This is a genomic window from Bradyrhizobium sp. (assembly GCF_052389815.1).
GTDB lineage: Bacteria > Pseudomonadota > Alphaproteobacteria > Rhizobiales > Xanthobacteraceae > Bradyrhizobium.
In genome coordinates this window covers 20808-37778 of the sequence record NZ_JBQTHN010000082.1, presented here as the reverse complement: position 1 = coordinate 37778, position 16971 = coordinate 20808, and the positions used below count along the sequence as shown (strand labels likewise).

The 16971-nt window shown below is 63.3% G+C and carries 12 protein-coding genes; 10 read left to right on the top strand and 2 right to left on the bottom strand.

The genetic code is table 11. The annotated features are described in order from the left end of the window. Positions 1 to 361: 361 nt before the first annotated feature. The 7 genes from ACT4OC_RS14290 (at position 362) to ACT4OC_RS14260 (ending at position 8855) form a co-directional block, all read left to right on the top strand. Positions 362 to 1810 (top strand): CmpA/NrtA family ABC transporter substrate-binding protein, encoded by a 1449-nt coding sequence (locus tag ACT4OC_RS14290; RefSeq protein ID WP_444839768.1) that lies wholly within the window; start codon positions 362 to 364, stop codon positions 1808 to 1810. A gap of 80 nt (positions 1811 to 1890) precedes the next feature. Then, positions 1891 to 2979, top strand: a complete 1089-nt coding sequence (locus ACT4OC_RS14285) for an ABC transporter permease (protein WP_444839640.1) — start codon at positions 1891 to 1893, stop codon at positions 2977 to 2979. Positions 2980 to 2987: 8 nt separating this feature from the next. After that, on the top strand, positions 2988 to 4700 hold the full coding sequence (locus tag ACT4OC_RS14280; RefSeq protein WP_444839639.1) for an ABC transporter ATP-binding protein: 1713 nt from the start codon (positions 2988 to 2990) through the stop codon (positions 4698 to 4700). Positions 4701 to 5215: 515 nt separating this feature from the next. Then, positions 5216 to 6529, top strand: coding sequence for a CmpA/NrtA family ABC transporter substrate-binding protein (locus ACT4OC_RS14275; RefSeq protein ID WP_444839638.1), 1314 nt, complete (start codon positions 5216 to 5218; stop codon positions 6527 to 6529). Positions 6530 to 6588: 59 nt separating this feature from the next. Further along, complete coding sequence (gene ntrB, locus ACT4OC_RS14270) at positions 6589 to 7488, top strand: nitrate ABC transporter permease (RefSeq protein WP_444839637.1); 900 nt, start codon at positions 6589 to 6591, stop codon at positions 7486 to 7488. Between the two features lie 14 nt (positions 7489 to 7502). After that, positions 7503 to 8294 (top strand): ABC transporter ATP-binding protein, encoded by a 792-nt coding sequence (locus ACT4OC_RS14265; RefSeq protein ID WP_444839636.1) that lies wholly within the window; start codon positions 7503 to 7505, stop codon positions 8292 to 8294. 135 nt (positions 8295 to 8429) lie between these two features. Next, on the top strand, positions 8430 to 8855 hold the full coding sequence (locus tag ACT4OC_RS14260) for a globin family protein (protein WP_444839635.1): 426 nt from the start codon (positions 8430 to 8432) through the stop codon (positions 8853 to 8855). 143 nt (positions 8856 to 8998) lie between these two features. Here the strand turns inward: ACT4OC_RS14260 and ACT4OC_RS14255 are convergent, their stop codons facing one another. After that, positions 8999 to 9919: a response regulator gene (locus ACT4OC_RS14255; protein WP_444839634.1), complete on the bottom strand. Its 921-nt coding sequence runs from the start codon at positions 9917 to 9919 to the stop codon at positions 8999 to 9001. After that, a complete protein-coding gene (locus tag ACT4OC_RS14250; RefSeq protein ID WP_444839633.1) occupies positions 9909 to 13280 on the bottom strand; it encodes a hybrid sensor histidine kinase/response regulator in 3372 nt (1123 codons plus the stop codon). Before ACT4OC_RS14250 ends, ACT4OC_RS14255 begins: the two co-directional genes overlap by 11 nt. Before the next feature lie 162 nt (positions 13281 to 13442). Here ACT4OC_RS14250 and urtA point away from each other — a divergent pair, with 162 nt between their 5' ends. The 3 genes from urtA (at position 13443) to urtC (ending at position 16914) form a co-directional block, all read left to right on the top strand. After that, a complete protein-coding gene (urtA, locus tag ACT4OC_RS14245) occupies positions 13443 to 14702 on the top strand; it encodes an urea ABC transporter substrate-binding protein (RefSeq protein ID WP_444839632.1) in 1260 nt (419 codons plus the stop codon). Positions 14703 to 14821: 119 nt separating this feature from the next. Next, a complete protein-coding gene (gene urtB / locus ACT4OC_RS14240; RefSeq protein ID WP_444839631.1) occupies positions 14822 to 15748 on the top strand; it encodes an urea ABC transporter permease subunit UrtB in 927 nt (308 codons plus the stop codon). A 17-nt stretch (positions 15749 to 15765) separates the two neighbouring features. Further along, positions 15766 to 16914: an urea ABC transporter permease subunit UrtC gene (gene urtC / locus ACT4OC_RS14235; RefSeq protein ID WP_444839630.1), complete on the top strand. Its 1149-nt coding sequence runs from the start codon at positions 15766 to 15768 to the stop codon at positions 16912 to 16914. Positions 16915 to 16971: the final 57 nt, after the last annotated feature.

The following is a 16971-nucleotide window of genomic DNA, read 5'->3' as shown; positions in this document are numbered from 1 at the left end:
TAAAAGGGCGGCGCCTGCCCAATCCTTGTGCGTCGCACAAGAATTGGGCGAACAGCCCACAAGATTTGAGCGAATCGCAAATTTTCAAAGCGCGCGAAAGTTAACGGGCGTAAGTCGTCCATGCGCATAAGCTTCTGTAATTCATAGCGTTATTGCGCTGCGGCAGGGTTGGCACACCGCTTGAATAGTGGGTGCCGACGCCATTGATGCCGTCCCTCGAGACCAACCCATCCGAATTGTGACGCAGCCATCTGGGGTTTCCCCAGAACGCGCCTTCATGCGCCTCGTGCAGCGTCATCGGAACGGCACTCGACGCACCGACGCACCACTCAACGCAACGACGCAAAGGACTATACGACCGATGACCAAGCGCACCGACAAGACCTCCGCAGGCCTCGAGGCCGCCGTCCGAACGGCGTCGCTTCCGGGTCTGGATCGCCGCGCCTTCCTGGCCGCGGGCACTGCCGCCGCCGCACTGGCGTTGGCGCCCTGGCGCGCCCGCGCCGCCGCCCTGAAGCCCGAGAAGGAAGAGTTGAAACTCGGCTTCATCAAGCTAACTGACATGGCGCCGCTCGCGGTTGCCAAGGAGAACGGCTATTTCGAGGACGAAGGTCTTTTCGTCACAGTCGAAGCGCAGGCCAACTGGAAGGTCCTGCTCGACCGTGTGATCAGCGGCGAACTCGACGGCGCGCACATGCTTGCAGGCCAGCCGCTCGCCGCAACGATCGGATTCGGCACGAAGGCGCACATCATCACGCCGTTCTCCATGGATCTGAACGGCAACGCCATCACGGTTTCGAACGAGATATTCGCGATGATGAAGCCAAACATCCCCAAGGATGCGAGCGGCAAGCTTGTGCATCCGATCAAGGCAGACACGCTGCGCCCAGTGATCGACAAGATGAGGGCTGACGGCAAGTCTTTCAAGATGGGCATGGTGTTCCCTGTTTCGACACACAATTACGAGCTGCGCTATTGGCTCGCGTCGGGAGGCATCAACCCTGGCTACTATTCTGCCGAAGACGTGACCGGAACGGTCGGGGCCGACGCGCTGTTGTCGGTAACACCGCCGCCGCAGATGCCGGCCACGCTCGAGGCCGGTACCATCAACGGCTATTGCGTGGGCGAGCCCTGGAACCAGGCGGCCGTATTCAAGGGCATCGGTGTGCCCGTGATCACGGACTACGAGATTTGGAAGAACAATCCGGAGAAGGTTTTCGGGATCACTGCGGCCTTTGCCGAGAAGAATCCGAATACCGTGCTCGCGTTGACCAAAGCGCTGATCCGAGCTGCGATGTGGCTGGACGAAAATGCCAACGCCAACCGCGGCAAAGCCGTCGAGATGCTGTCGAAGCCCGAATATGTAGGCGCTGACAAGGCGGTCATCGCGAATTCGATGACGGGTACCTTTGAGTACGAGAAGGGCGACAAGCGCGCCATTCCCGACTTCAACGTTTTCTTCCGCTACTTCGCGACCTATCCCTATTACTCCGATGCGGTCTGGTATTTGTCCCAGATGCGGCGCTGGGGGCAGATCGCCGAGACCAAGGACGACGCGTGGTACCACAGCACAGCAAAGAGCGTGTACCGACCTGATCTCTACTTGGCCGCCGCAAAGCTTCTCGTTGCCGACGGCAAGGCGAAGAAAGAAGACTTCCCCTGGGAAACCGACGGCTATCGTGCGCCGACGTCGGAGGTCATCGACGGCATCGTCTATGACGGCCGCAAGCCGAATGCCTACATCGACAGCCTGAAGATCGGTCTCAAAAGCAAGCAGAAGGTCAGCGGCGCGAAGGTTGTGGACGGCTGACCATCACCTGCCGGGCCGCCATCGCGGCGACCCCGGCCCCCTTTACACGAATCCGGCGATAAAGGCTGAAGGAAGAAATTATGGCATTGGTCAGCGGCTATCTCGACGCCAGCACGGATGAGCGCAAGCGCCTGCGGCGGGAGCGGATTCTCGCGCGTATCAACGCGGCGGCGATTTACCTCAACATCCTCGGGCTGGGATGGCTCGCGCCGCTGGCTCGCATCGCGGCGGGCGATAGCGTCAAGCCGCAACTCAAGGATCTCCGCCAAGGACTGCTGGTTCCGCTCATCGGTGTCTGTGTCTTTCTCCTGGCATGGGCTTGGGCTGCTCCCCAGGTCAAGACGTCGCTCGGCGCGATACCGGGGCCGGCTGAGGTCTGGGTGCAGGCCAAGAACCTGTACGCTGACCATATGGCCGAGCGCGCCAAGAAGTCGGCATTTTACGATCGCCAGGACGCGCGCAACGCCAAGGCAGTGGCCGACGGCCGTCCCGAGGATGTCAAACACCGTAGTTATGCCGGTAAGCCGACCTATCTTGATCAGATACTCACGAGCCTCATGACCGTCGCGCTCGGGTTTGCGGTGGCGACGCTGGTCGCCGTACCGCTTGGAATCGTTTGCGGCCTTTCCAATACCATGAACAGCGCACTCAACCCGCTGATCCAGATCTTCAAGCCGGTATCTCCGCTCGCCTGGCTGCCGATCGTCACCATGGTCGTCTCCGCGCTTTATGCGAACCCCTCAGAGGTTCTGCCAAAATCACTGGTCATTTCGGCCATCACAGTGACCTTGTGCTCGCTGTGGCCCACTTTGATCAACACGGCGCTTGGCGTTTCCTCGATCGACAAGGATCTGCTCAATGTCGGGCGTGTCCTCCAGTTGCCGACGAGGCGCACCATTACCAAGCTGGTGCTGCCGAGTGCGCTACCGCTGATCTTTACCGGGCTGCGGCTCTCGCTCGGCGTCGGCTGGATGGTTCTCATCGCGGCCGAAATGCTCGCGCAGAATCCGGGCCTCGGAAAGTTCGTGTGGGATGAATTCCAGAATGGCTCGTCGCAGTCGCTGGCACGCATCATTTTCGCGGTACTGACCATCGGCATCATCGGCTTCCTGCTCGATCGCGTCATGTTCGCGCTGCAGTCTGCCTTTACCTTCTCGAGCCAGCGCTGAGGCCCCGGATGTCGTTCTTGTCGCTGAAGGGTGTCACCAAGTATTACGGCGTCGGCGCCAGACGCGCCAACGTGCTTGCCAATCTCAGCCTGGATGTGGCGGAAGGCGAGTTCGTCGCTATCGTTGGTTTTTCGGGAAGCGGCAAGACGACACTGATCTCGGCGATCGCCGGGCTGATACAACTGGATGCGGGCGAGATCACGCTCAAGGGCAAGCCCGTAACCGGGCCGGGCCCCGATCGAGGCGTCGTGTTTCAGTCCTATTCGCTGTTGCCCTGGCTCACGGTGCGCGGCAACGTTGCGTTAGCGGTGGACGAGGTGTTTGCGCGCGAAAGCCGTGCCGAGCGGACCGCTCGCGTCGACCGCTACGTCTCCATGGTCGGATTGGCGCACGCCGCGGAGCGGCTTCCGTCCGAGCTTTCGGGCGGGATGCGCCAGCGTGTTGCAGTAGCCCGGGCGCTCGCCACCAGTCCCGAGATCCTCCTCCTCGACGAGCCGCTCTCGGCGCTCGATGCGCTAACTCGTGCCAAGCTTCAGGACGAGATTGTCGAGATTTGGACGCGCGACAAGCGCACGGTGGTCATGATCACCAACGACGTCGATGAGGCCATCCTGCTTGCCGATCGCATCATCCCGCTTCTGCCCGGTCCAAATGCGACGCTCGGCAAGGAGTTCAAGGTCGATATCGAGCGTCCGCGCGAGCGTTCTTCGGTCAACGAGGACGGCAGATTCAAGCGGCTGCGCCAGGCAATTACAGGCTATCTTGTAGACGTGGCCGCCGAGCGGTCGGCGTCAAAGCCAGCGACGGTTCGCGTGCTTCCCAACGTAACGGCGATCACCCAGACGGAGGGACCGCCAGCCGCCTATCGCGCCGCCGCCCAGTCCGCCACGCGCAACCTGGACCGCTACCTGGAGTACTCGCAGCTGTCCAAGATCTATCCTACCCCCACCGGGCCGTTGACCGTCGTCGACAATTTCGACCTCAAGGTTCGCAAGGGTGAGTTCATCTCGGTCATCGGTCATTCGGGCTGCGGCAAGTCGACGGTGCTGTCGATGACTGCCGGCCTCAACGAGGTGTCGTACGGCGGCATCATCCTGGACGGACGCGAGGTCGCGGCGGCCGGTCCGGACCGCGCCGTGGTGTTTCAGGCACCGTCGCTGTTTCCATGGCTTACCGCGCGCGAGAACGTCGCGCTCGGCGTGGATCGCGTCTATCCGCGCGCCTCGCGTCGCGAACGCGACCAGATTGTCGACTACTATCTCGAACGCGTCGGGCTGTCCGATTCGTTCGACAAGCTCGCTGCGTCGATGTCTAACGGCATGCGCCAGCGCGTCGGTATCGCCCGCGCGTTCGCGCTCTCGCCCAAGCTGCTTCTGCTCGACGAGCCGTTCGGCATGCTCGACAGCCTGACGCGCTGGGACCTGCAGGAGGTCTTGATGGAGGTCTGGACGCGCACGCAGGTCACCGCGCTTTGCGTCACCCATGATGTCGACGAGGCGATCCTGCTGGCCGATCGGGTCGTGATGATGACAAACGGACCGAATGCGCGCATTGGCCACATTATGGAAATCGATATCCCGCGGCCACGTACCCGGAAAGCGCTGCTCGAGCATCCCAGCTATTACCGCTATCGCCGTGAGCTGCTCGATTTCCTGGAGGCTTATGAGCACGGTGCGGGACCTAAGCCGGCGGCAACTGTAGCCAGCCCGGAGGCAGCCTGAACTGAACGTTACGCGCGGCGGCGAGCCACTGGTCGCGGGTTCTTCATCTGCGGCAGCCGGGGTCGTCTGGCGTGAATCGCGAACAAATGACCGACACACGGATGCACGCGGCGATCCCGGCACGATGGCCGGCAAGGCCGTGTCAGAGCCCGCCAATTACCTAGCCCGCCCAATCCTTGTGCCGCGCACAAGGATTGGGCGGGCGGCACATAAGAATTGAGCGAATCGCAAATTTTAGGAGCGTGCGAGAGTCAACGGCCATTCACGAGCCGAACGTGTAAGCCGCTGTAATTCATAGGCTTATTGCGTTGCGGCAAGGTTGGCACACCGCTTGAATAGCAGGTGGTGACGCCATTGATGCCGTCCCTCGAGACCATCGATCCGAATTGTGACGCCGCCAATTCTGGGGCCTCCCCAGAGCGCGCCTTCATGCGCTCCTCGCGCAGCGTCTATCGGGCGGCACTCGATGCACAGACGCAGCACCCACCGCAACGACGCAAAGGACCATACGACCGATGACCAAGCGCACCGACAAGACCTCAGGCCTTAGCCGCCGCCAGCTCCTGAAAGCCGCGAGCGGCACTGCCGCTCTGCTTGCAGCTGCCAAGCTGAACTTTCCCGCCGGCGCGTTCGCGCAAGGCGCAGGCCCCGAAGTGAAGGGCGCCAAGCTCGGCTTCATCGCGCTGAGCGATGCCGGTCCGCTGTTCGTCGCCAAGGACAAGGGCTTCTTCGCCAAATACGGCATGCCCGACGTCGACGTGCAGAAGCAGGCTTCCTGGGGCACCACGCGCGATAACCTCGTGCTCGGCTCGGAGGGCAACGGCATCGACGGCGCGCATATCCTCACCCCGATGCCGTACCTGATCTCGGCCGGCAAGGTGACGCAGAACAACCAGCCGACGCCGATGTACATCATGGCGCGTCTCAATCTCGACAGTCAGTGCATCTCGGTCGCGAAGGAATATGCCGACCTGAAACTCTCGGTCGACGCATCGCCGTTCAAGGCGGCGCTGGAGAAGAAGAAGGCCTCCGGCAAGGCGATCAAGGCCGCGATGACCTTCCCCGGCGGAACCCACGATCTCTGGATCCGCTACTGGCTCGCCGCCGGCGGCATCGATCCCGACAAGGACATCGAGACCATCGTCGTGCCGCCGCCGCAGATGGTCGCCAACATGAAGGTCGGCACGATGGACTGCTTCTGCGTCGGCGAGCCGTGGAACCTGCAGCTCATCAATCAGGGCATCGGCTATACCGCGGTCAACACCGGCGAGCTCTGGAACAAGCATCCGGAGAAGTCGTTCGCGCTGCGCGCCGCCTGGGTCGACAAGTATCCGAAGGCGGCGAAAGCCCTGACGATGGCTGTCATGGAAGCCCAGCAGTGGTCCGACAAGGCCGAGAACAAGAAGGAACTCGCCACCATCATGGGCAAGCGGCAGTGGATGAACTGCCCGGTCGAGGACGTCTATGACCGCTCCGCCGGCAAGTTCGACTACGGCATCCCGGGCAAGGTGGTCGAGAACTCGCCGCATATCATGAAGTACTGGCGCGATTTCGCCTCCTATCCGTTCCAGAGCCACGATCTCTGGTTCCTCACCGAGGACATCCGCTGGGGCAAGTTCGAGCCGACGGTCGATACCAAGGCACTGATCGCCAAGGTCAACCGCGAGGACATCTGGCGTGAGGCTGCCAAGGATATGGGCGTGCCGGCTTCGGAGATTCCAACGTCGAAGTCGCGCGGCAAGGAGACCTTCTTCGACGGCAAGGTCTTCGATCCGGAGAATCCGTCCGCCTACCTGAAGTCGTTGTCCATCAAGCGCGTCGAGGTTTGATCGCAGCGGGCCGCGCGCGACGCGCGGCCCGTCCATCCAATCACGGAGACACTTTCCAGATGTCGATGCCTGCCATGAAATCTGAAGCCGCCGTGGCCGCTCCGGCCGCCTCTGCTCCGGCGGAAATCGTGACGATGACGCCCAAGCGGGCACCGGTCACGGAGAAGTACGCCAAAATGGCCAAGGACGCAGCGGTGCGCGTGATTCCGCCGCTGGTCGTGCTTGCGCTGCTGCTGCTGTTCTGGGAACTGGCCTGCCGCCGCGCCGGCTCGGCCCTCCCGCCGCCTTCGCGCGTCTTCAGCGACACCAAGGAACTGATCTTCGATCCGTTCTTCGACCACGGCGGCATCGACAAGGGCCTGTTCTGGCACCTGTCGGCCTCGCTGCAGCGGGTCGCGCTCGGTTACTCGCTCGCGGCCATCGCCGGTGTTGCACTCGGCACTCTGGTCGGCCAGTCGGTCTGGGCGATGCGCGGGCTCGATCCCCTGTTCCAGGTGCTGCGCACCATCCCGCCGCTGGCCTGGTTGCCGTTGTCGCTCGCGGCGTTCCGCGACGGGCAGCCATCGGCGATCTTCGTGATCTTCATCACCTCGATCTGGCCGATCATCATCAACACCGCGGTCGGCATCCGCAACATCCCGCAGGATTACCGCAACGTCGCCGCCGTGGTGCAGCTCAATCCGCTGGAGTTCTTCGGCAAGATCATGATCCCGGCCGCGGCGCCCTATATCTTCACGGGCCTGCGCATCGGCATCGGCCTGTCGTGGCTCGCGATCGTCGCCGCTGAAATGCTGATCGGCGGCGTCGGTATCGGCTTCTTCATCTGGGACGCGTGGAATTCCTCGCACATCAGCGAAATCGTGCTGGCGCTGTTCTATGTCGGCATCATCGGCTTCCTGCTCGATCGCATGATCGCGATGGTCGGCAAGTTCGTGACCCGCGGCACCGCGGCGAACTAAGGAAAGGTTCAGTCATGCCCTATCTGAAGCTCGACCACATCGACAAGACCTACACCCGCGGCAATGCCACGACGGAGGTCCTGAAGGACATCAACCTGGCGATCGAGAAGGGACAATACGTCTCGATTATCGGCCATTCCGGCTGCGGCAAGTCCACGCTGCTCAACATCGTCGCCGGTTTGACCAATGCGACGCAGGGCGGCGTGCTGCTGGAGAACCGCGAGGTCAACTCGCCCGGTCCCGATCGCGCCGTGGTGTTCCAGAACCACAGCCTGCTGCCGTGGCTCACCGTCTACGAGAACGTCAAGCTCGGCGTCGACAAGGTGTTCGCCTCCAGCAAGACCCGCGCCGAGCGCGACGCCTGGGTGATGCACAACCTCAACCTCGTGCAGATGGCCCACGCCAAGGACAAGCGACCGTCGGAAATCTCCGGCGGCATGAAGCAGCGCGTCGGCATTGCGCGCGCACTCGCCATGGAGCCGAAGGTGCTGCTGCTCGACGAGCCGTTCGGCGCGCTCGACGCGCTGACCCGGGCGCACCTGCAGGACTCCGTGATGGCGCTGCACCAGAAGCTCGGCAACACCATCCTGATGATCACCCACGACGTGGATGAAGCCGTTCTGCTCTCCGACCGCATCGTGATGATGACCAACGGCCCGAGCGCGCGGATCGGCGAGGTGCTTGAGGTGCCGCTGGCGCGGCCGCGCAAGCGGCTCGAGCTTGCGACCAATGCCGCCTACCTGAAATGCCGGCAGCGCGTGCTGGAATTCCTCTACGAGCGGCACCGCTTCGTCGAGGCAGCCTAGGACCGTAGCCCGACCCGAAGGGTCGCTCTGGCGCAAAGTCGGAGCTGATCAGACAGTAAGACGGCTCTTGCCCTCGGCTCATCTTCACCTCGCCGCAACGGTGCGGCGAGGGAGGCAACGTGCAAGGAGGCACGGATGACACCGGAACAGGTCAAACTCGTCCAGCAAAGTTTTTCCAAGGTTGCGCCGATCTCGGAACAGGCCGCGGTGATTTTCTACGACCGCCTGTTCGATGTCGCTCCCGGCGTGAGGGCGATGTTTCCGGCCGACATGACCGAGCAGCGCAAGAAGCTGATGGCGACGCTCGCTGCCGTCGTGAACGGCCTCTCCAACCTCGAATCCATCCTGCCGGCGGCGAGCGCGCTTGCTGTCCGCCATGTCAGCTATGGCGCCAGGCCCGAACACTATCCGGTGGTCGGCGGCGCGCTGCTGTGGACGCTGGAGAAGGGGCTCGGTGCAGCCTGGACGCCCGAGCTCGCCTCCGCCTGGACTGCGGCTTACAACACGCTTTCCGGCTACATGATCGCCGAAGCGTACGGCAAGGCGCAGGCGGCTGAGTGAAATGGCTTGTCATGCCCCGCCTTGAGCGGGGCATCCAGTAGGCCGCGGGCCTCTCGTTTGGTCACCACCGTCTCTGGAATACTGGACGGATTCAACCGGTCAAGCCGGGCGATGACAACTGGTGGCATGGTTCCAACGTCGCTCTACGTCTTCCGGTTCTTCGCGTTCACTGCGATCGCCGCCGCGGCGGTGCGATTCTCGACGCCGAGCTTGGCGTAGATCTGCTCCAGATGCTTGTCGACCGTCCGTGGCGACAGGCCCAGGATCTGCGCGATGTCGCGGTTGGTCTTGCCCTTGGACAGCCATGACAGGACCTCGCCCTCGCGCGTGGTCAGGCCGAGCTCGCTGGAGAATTCGGCCGGCGTGTCGGCGGCCTCCTTGGCGAGCCGGAGCAGGAATTCGTTGGCTCCGAGCTTGCCCATGAATTGCAGGCGAAGCGTCATGTTGCCGGGAAACGAGGCCATCGACGCTGCCTTCGTTCCCGCCTTGCCCTTCTGCACCTGCTCCAGCCATTGTGGCATCGGATCGGGCAGGGCGAATTCGTCGTCGGCATTGAGCGTCGCCGACAGCAGCTTTTGCGCCTGCGGCGTCGCCCACAGAACCTTGCCCTGCCGGCTCACCGCCAGCAGATAGCGGCCGGAAACGTCGAGCGCGGCACGCGCGCTCTGCGTCAGCCGGGCATTGGCAAGATGCACGCGGATGCGCGCCAGCATCTCCTCGACCACGATCGGCTTGGTCACATAGTCGACGCCGCCGGCTTCCAGTCCGCGCACGATGTGCTCGGTTTCCGCCAGCCCTGTCATGAAGATGATCGGCACGTTGCCTAGTCCCGCATCGTGCTTCAGCCGCCTGCAGGTCTCGAACCCGTCCATTCCCGGCATGACTGCGTCGAGCAGTATGACGTCGGGCGTGATCTGATCGACGATGCGCATGGCGCCGGCGCCGTCGAGCGCGACCATCACGGTCATGCCGGCGCCGTCGAGCGCGTCGGTCAGCAGCCGCAGGGTCTCCGGGGAGTCATCGACGACGAGCGCAACGTCGCGCTTCCTGGTTTCAGTGATCATGGCTGTGCAGCGTCTTCAGGGTCGCCATGTACTGGTCGAGATCGAAGCGGTCGATCAGCGCGCGCATCTCGGCCACGAATCCGGCATGCTCCGGAAGGTCGTTGCCGATCTCGTCGAGCTTGACCCGGATGCCCTTGATGTAGCCGAGTTGACCGAGCCCGATCAGCTCCTCGACATGCCGGACCGGCGGCCGCGGGCCGGTGTGCGGCCTCCACTGCGGCACGGGAAGCGGCGCCGCAGCATATTGCCATTCCAGCTTGAGCAATTGGCGGATGGCTTCGAGCAGGCGGGGAATGTCGATCGGTTTCATCAGGTAGCCGTCATGATAGGGCTGCGCCAGCGGCGCGCCGTGGGCCTCCAGAGCGCTCGCCGACACCATCAGGATCCGCGCCTGATGATGCCCCGTTGCGCGCAAGGTCTCCGCCACCGTCCAGCCGTCCATTCCCGCCATGGAAATATCGAGCAGGAACAGATCGGGCCGGCAGTGCTGCGCCATCGCCAGACATCCGGGGCCGTCCGGCGCGCTGAGCAGGATGAAGCCGAGCGGGGCGAGCACCTCGCGCAGGAGATCGCGATGTGTGGGGTCGTCATCCGTGATCAGGACGGTCTTGCGCGGGCCGAGATAGCCGGAGACCGGTGCATCCACTGGCGCAATCCGGGTCGGGTTGGCGACTTCGGAGAGCAGAAGCTTGACGCGGAAATTGCTGCCGCTGCCGACCGTCGAACTCACCCTGATGTCGCCGCCCATCACGCCGGCCAGCAGCCGGCTGATCGTCAGCCCGAGCCCGGTGCCGGTCTGTGGTTGCGCCACGCCGAGCGCGCCGCGCTCGAACGGCGCAAAGATGCGTTCGAGATCGCCCGGCTGGATACCGGGACCGGTGTCGATTACCTCGAATTCGGCGACTGGGCTGCGGTAGTGCACCACGAATTGCACGCTGCCGCGTTGGGTGAATTTGATGGCATTGGACAGGAGGTTGATCAGAACTTGCCTAAGCCGCTTTTCATCGGCATAGACCACGACCGGTAGTACCGCCGGACGCAGGAATACGAATTCGACGCCTTTGGCCGCGGCCTGAACGCGGAACATGCCGACGAGCTGGTTGAGGAATTCGCCGAGCCGCACTTCGTCGCGCGACAGGTAGAGCCGGCCAGCCTCGATCTTGGAAATATCCAGAATGCCGTCGATCAGGCCGGAGAGATGGTCGGCGCTGCGGCGGACCACATGCACCTGTTCGCGCGGCCGGTCGTGCAGGCTTGCATCCTGCTCGAGTAGCTGCGCGTAGCCGGAGATCGCATTCAGCGGCGAGCGCAGCTCGTGACTGAGGCCCACCACGTAACGGCTCTTGGCGAGGTTGGCGGATTCGGCGACCTCCTTGGCGCGCTGCAATGCGGCGTCGGTGCGCTTGTGCGCGTCGATTTCCTGGATCAGGAGCGTGGTCTGCCGCCGCGTCTCCGCTTCGGCCGCGCGCCGGCTCTGCTGCGCCAGCACGAACAGCCAGGCCACCACGCCGATGATGATGGTGAGCGCGAAAAAGACCTTCCACAGCACGTCGGACAGCAGCTGCGTATCGAGTTGTGCGGAGGACGACGTCTCCAGATAGATCAGCCCGAGCACCAGCGCGACGAGCCCGGCGGAGACCGCGAACACGCCGAGATAGTGACCGAGCTGCGAATTGATGCGGTCATAGATCGGTTGCGGTAGCAGTTTGCCCAGCGTCTCCGATACCTGGGCCTGGATGCGCGCATGCGGCTTGCAGAGATCATGGCAGCGTGCATCGAGCGAGCAACACAGCGAGCAGATCGGCCCGGCATAGGCGGGGCAGGAGGCCATGTCCTCCGGCTCGAAGGAATGCTCGCAGATGCAGCACTGGATCTGCTCGATGTTCTGCCAGCTCCGCTTCGGCTTGCGTGCGATGTAGTACTTGCCGCCGGTGGCCCAGGCGATCAGCGGCGCGGCGGCGAAGGCGACCGTCAGCGCCACGAACGCCGACAGTGCCTTCGCGACCGGACCGAACAGCCCGTAGAACGCGCTGATCGACACCACGGTCGCGATCAGCATGGCGCCGACGCCGACCGGGTTGATGTCGCAGAGATGCGCTCGCTTGAACTCGATATGCTGCGGCCGCAGGCCCAGCGGCTTGTTGACGACGAGATCGGCCACCAGTGCGCCCACCCAGGCGATCGCCACGTTGGAATAGAGCGCCAGCGTCTGCTCCAGCGCCTTGTAGACGCCGATCTCCATGAGCAGCAGCGCGACCAGGACGTTGAACACCAGCCAGACCACACGGCCGGGATGGCTGTGGGTCAGCCGCGAGAAGAAGTTCGACCATGCGATCGAGCCGGCATAGGCGTTGGTGACGTTGATCTTGATCTGCGACAGGACGACGAAGACGCCAGTGAGCGCCAGCGCCATGTCGGGCTGCGACAGCACGTAGCGGAATGCCTCGAGATACATGTGGGCGGGTTCGGCGGCCTGTTCGCCGGTGAGGCCGTGGCTCAGGGCAAAGAAGGCCAGGAACGAGCCCAGCAGCAGTTTGAGCGCGCCGAAAATGATCCAGCCGGGACCTGCGGTCAGCAACGCGATCCACCACGAGGTCCGCGAGGTGCGGCGGTCCCGCGGCAGGAAGCGCAGGAAGTCGACCTGTTCGCCGATCTGCGCCATCAGCGAGAACACCACCGAGGCTGCGGTTCCGAACAGCAGCAGATCGAGATGGCCGGCGGGATCGCCGTGCTCGCCTGCGTATTTCCGCCATTCCGTGAACGAGTGCGGACTGGCCCATGCGATCGCCGCAAACGGCAGGACGTGGAGGACGATCCACAGCGGCTGCGTCCACAGCTGGAAGCGGCTGATCAGCGTGATGCCGTGCGTCACCAGCGGGATGATGACCACCGCGCTGATGAGATAGCCGACCGGCCGCGGAATTCCGAAACACATCTCGAGCGCGCTGGCGAGGATCACCGCCTCGATCGCAAAGAAGATGAAGGTGAAGGACGCGTAGATCAGCGAGGTGATGGTCGAGCCGATGTAGCCAAATCCGGCGCCGCGCGTGAGCAGGTCGATGTCGATGCCGCACTTGGCCGCCTGATAGGCAATCGGCAATCCGCAAAAGAAGATGATGACGCTGACGACGAGGATCGCGGCCGCCGAGTTGGCGAAGCCGTAATTAAGGGCAATCGTGCCGCCGATCGCCTCCAGCGCCAGGAAGGAGATCGCGCCGAGCGCGGTATTGGCGACGCGCCCGGCGGACCACCGCCGCGCGCTCTTGGCTGTGAAGCGCAGCGCGTAGTCTTCCAGCGTCTGGTTGGCAACCCATTGATTATATTGGCGCCTGACGCGGTCTATGCGCTGCCGCCCTGCCACTTCCGACAACTCCCGAGCCTCTAGGTCCGACGCCCAAACCTACGTCGCTATTTTGCGGTGCAATATACGCGATCCCACGTATCTGTGCACTGCACAATCCGCGCCATCCTCGCCTGACCAAAGCCAAGTCCTTGCCAAGTCCTCGAACCAAATGGGGTGCTCATGTCAGACGAAACCAAACAGGGCCTGCAATCTCCGTTCCGGCGCAAACTGCTGATGGGCATGGCTGCCCTGCCGGCAATCGCGATGCTGCCGCGTCCGTCCTTCGGCGCGGGACCGGCAACATCGGCCGTCAACACCACCGGCCTTGCGGTGACCGACACCGAGGTGACGGTCGGCATCCTGCATTCGGCCACCGGCACGATGGCGATCTCCGAGACCGGTTCTATCGAAGCCGAAAAGCTGGCGATCGAGCAGATCAATGCCGCCGGCGGCGTGCTCGGCCGCAAGATCAAGTTCATCCAGGAAGACGGCGCCTCGGACTGGCCGACCTTCGCCGAGAAGGCCAAGAAGCTTCTCGTCAACGACAAGGTCGCGTCCATCATGGGCTGCTGGACCTCGGCCTCGCGCAAGGCGGTTCTGCCGGTCGTCGAGCAGTATAACGGCATGCTCTATTATCCGACCTTCTACGAGGGCCTCGAGCAGTCCAAGAACGTCATCTACACCGGCCAGGAAGCCACCCAGCAGATTCTCGCCGGCCTCAACTGGATCGCCAAGGAGAAGGGCGCGAAGACCTTCTTCTTCATCGGCTCGGACTACATCTGGCCGCGCACCTCGAACAAGATCGCGCGCAAGCACGTCGAGAACGTGCTCAAGGGCAAGGTCGTGGGCGAGGAGTACTATGCGCTCGGCAGCACCCAGTTCAACTCGGTCATCAACAAGATCAAGCTGACCAAGCCCGACGTGATCTTCACCGACGTCGTCGGCGGCTCGAACGTTGCCTTCTACAAGCAGCTCAAGGCCGCCGGCATCGACCTCGCCAAGCAGGCGTTGCTGACGATCTCCGTGACCGAGGACGAGATTGACGGTATCGGCGGCGAGAACATCGCGGGCGCCTATGCCTGCATGAAGTACTTCCAGTCGCTCGACAATGCCAACAACAAGACCTTCGTGCCCGCCTTCCAGAAGATGTGGGGCGAGAAGACCGTGATCGGCGACGTTACCCAGGCCGCCTATCTCGGCCCGTGGTTGTGGAAGCTGACCTGCGAGAAGGCGGGCAGCTTCGACGTCGACAAGATCGCCGCTGCGTCGCCCGGCGTGGAATTCAAGGGCGCGCCCGAAGGCTACGTGCGCATCCACGAAAACCATCACCTCTGGTCCAAGACCCGCGTCGGCCGCGCCAAGCTCGACGGTCAGTTCGAGCTGATCTTCGAGACGGCCGATCTGGTCGAACCCGATCCGTTCCCGAAGGGCTACCAGTAAGCGCGCAGCTCCCGCGCCTCCAACCAGCAGCTCCCTGGCGTGGACCGTCAATCCACGCTGAACGGCCCGCGTCGCGAGGGTGCGCGCGACGCGGGCATCCTTCCCGATGGAGAACATTGATGTTCGGCGACTATTCGATTGGCGATCTCGGCTCCATCTTCGTGATGCAGGGTTTTGCGGGGCTGATCTTGTTTTCCGTCTACGTGCTGATGGCGCTCGGACTTGCGATCATCTTCGGCCAGATGGGCGTCATCAACATGGCCCATGGCGAGTTCATGATCCTGGGCGCCTACGTCACCTGGATGACGTCGAACGCCTTCCAGCATTTCCTGCCGGCACTGTTTCCCGGCTACTTTTTCCTCGCCATGGTCCTGGCGTTCATCGCCTCGGGCGCGCTCGGCATGCTGGTGGAGTGGGGGCTGATACGCCACCTCTACAAGCGCCCGCTCGACACGCTGCTCGCCACATGGGGGCTCAGCCTCATCTTGCAGCAGGCCTACCGCTCCATCTTCGGCGCGCGCGAAGTCGGCGTCGAGCTGCCGCAATGGATGCTGGGTTCGCTCAAGGTCACCGACAGCATCGAGGTTCCGATCAACGGCATCTTCGTGATGGGCCTGACCGTGCTGATCACCCTGGCCGTGTCCTATGTGCTGTTCCTCTCGCGCTGGGGCCGCCAGGTGCGCGCCGTCGTGCAGAACCGCGTGATGGCCGGCGCCGTCGGCATCAACACCGAGAAGGTCGACCGCTTCACCTTTGGCCTCGGCTGCGGCATCGCCGGCATCGCGGGCTCAGCCTTCACCATGATCGGCTCGACCGGGCCGACCTCGGGTCAGCTCTACATCGTCGACACCTTCCTCGTAGTCGTGTTCGGCGGCGCCGCCAGCCTGCTCGGCACCATCGCCTCCGCTTTCTCGATCTCGCAGACCCAGTCGACGCTGGAGTTCTTCATGTCGGGCTCGATGGCCAAGGTACTCACGCTGCTCGCCGTCGTCGGAATCCTGATGCTGCGGCCGCAGGGTCTGTTCGCCCTCAAGGTCCGCAAATAACGGAGGCAGGCACGGTCATGATCATCAACTCGCGCTTCTTCAATCGATCCGAGCTCATCGGCTTCATCGCGCTGGCCGCGATCCTGTTCGTGATCCTGCCGCTGTCGCTGGATGTGTTCCGCCTCAACCTGGTCGCGAAGTACCTGACCTACGCCTTCGTCGCGATCGGGCTCGTGCTGTGCTGGGGCTATGGCGGCATTCTGAGCCTGGGGCAGGGCGTGTTCTTCGGCCTCGGCGGCTACTGCATGGCGATGTTCCTCAAGCTGGAGGCTTCCAGCGTCGAGAACACCAAGATCCAGTCGACGCCGGGCATTCCCGATTTCATGGACTGGAATCAGATCACCGCGCTGCCGCTGTTCTGGCAACCGTTCCACAGCCTCACTTTCACTATTCTAGCCATCATCCTGGTGCCCGGCCTGTTCGCGCTCATCATCGGTACCGCCATGTTCAAGCGCCGCGTCGGCGGCACCTATTTCGCCATCATCACCCAGGCCGTCGCTGCGATCCTGACCATCCTGATCGTGGGGCAGCAGGGCTATACCGGCGGCATCAACGGCATGACCGATCTGCGCACCCTCAAGGGATGGGATATCCGGCCCGACCATGCCAAGGTCATCCTGTACTTCGTCGAGGTCGCGCTGCTGTTCGGCTGCATCCTGATCGCGCAGTTCATCCGCCTGACCAAGCTCGGCCGCATCCTGGTGGCGATGCGCGAGCAGGAGGACCGCGTCCGCTTCTCCGGCTACAGCGTCGCCAACTTCAAGATCTTCGCCTTCTGCATGGCCGCGATGTTCGCCGCGATCGGCGGGGCCATGTTCGCGCTCAACGTCGGTTTCATGTCGCCATCCTTTGTCGGCATCGTCCCCTCGATCGAGATGGTGATCTACACCGCGGTCGGCGGCCGCATGTCGATCTTCGGCGCGGTGTGGGGCTCGCTGCTGGTCAATTTCGCCAAGACGTCGTTGTCGGAATCCTTCCCGCAGCTCTGGCTGTTCGGCCTCGGCGCGCTGTTCATCGCGGTGGTGCTGGCGTTCCCGAACGGCTTGTCCGGCATCTGGGCCGACCACGTGCAACCGCGCATCGACCGGCTATGGGCCTCGCGCAAATCGAGGCCATCGAGCGCCCCGGCCGACAGTTCCATAGCCGCCGGCGCGCCGGCGGAGTGAGGAGATCATCATGCTCATCGGTCATCCCCGGTGCCGATGCCCGGCTTTCGGAATGAG

What these genes read in the sequence shown, in the direction of transcription:
- ACT4OC_RS14265 (WP_444839636.1), top strand. Translation starts at nt 7,503, where the DNA reads ATGCCCTATCTGAAGCTCGACCACATCGACAAGACCTACACCCGCGGC.
- urtA (WP_444839632.1), top strand. Translation starts at nt 13,443, where the DNA reads ATGTCAGACGAAACCAAACAGGGCCTGCAATCTCCGTTCCGGCGCAAA.
- ACT4OC_RS14280 (WP_444839639.1), top strand. Translation starts at nt 2,988, where the DNA reads ATGTCGTTCTTGTCGCTGAAGGGTGTCACCAAGTATTACGGCGTCGGC.
- ACT4OC_RS14255 (WP_444839634.1), bottom strand. Translation starts at nt 9,919, where the DNA reads ATGATCACTGAAACCAGGAAGCGCGACGTTGCGCTCGTCGTCGATGAC.
- ntrB (WP_444839637.1), top strand. Translation starts at nt 6,589, where the DNA reads ATGTCGATGCCTGCCATGAAATCTGAAGCCGCCGTGGCCGCTCCGGCC.
- ACT4OC_RS14260 (WP_444839635.1), top strand. Translation starts at nt 8,430, where the DNA reads ATGACACCGGAACAGGTCAAACTCGTCCAGCAAAGTTTTTCCAAGGTT.
- ACT4OC_RS14275 (WP_444839638.1), top strand. Translation starts at nt 5,216, where the DNA reads ATGACCAAGCGCACCGACAAGACCTCAGGCCTTAGCCGCCGCCAGCTC.
- urtB (WP_444839631.1), top strand. Translation starts at nt 14,822, where the DNA reads ATGTTCGGCGACTATTCGATTGGCGATCTCGGCTCCATCTTCGTGATG.
- ACT4OC_RS14290 (WP_444839768.1), top strand. Translation starts at nt 362, where the DNA reads ATGACCAAGCGCACCGACAAGACCTCCGCAGGCCTCGAGGCCGCCGTC.
- ACT4OC_RS14285 (WP_444839640.1), top strand. Translation starts at nt 1,891, where the DNA reads ATGGCATTGGTCAGCGGCTATCTCGACGCCAGCACGGATGAGCGCAAG.
- urtC (WP_444839630.1), top strand. Translation starts at nt 15,766, where the DNA reads ATGATCATCAACTCGCGCTTCTTCAATCGATCCGAGCTCATCGGCTTC.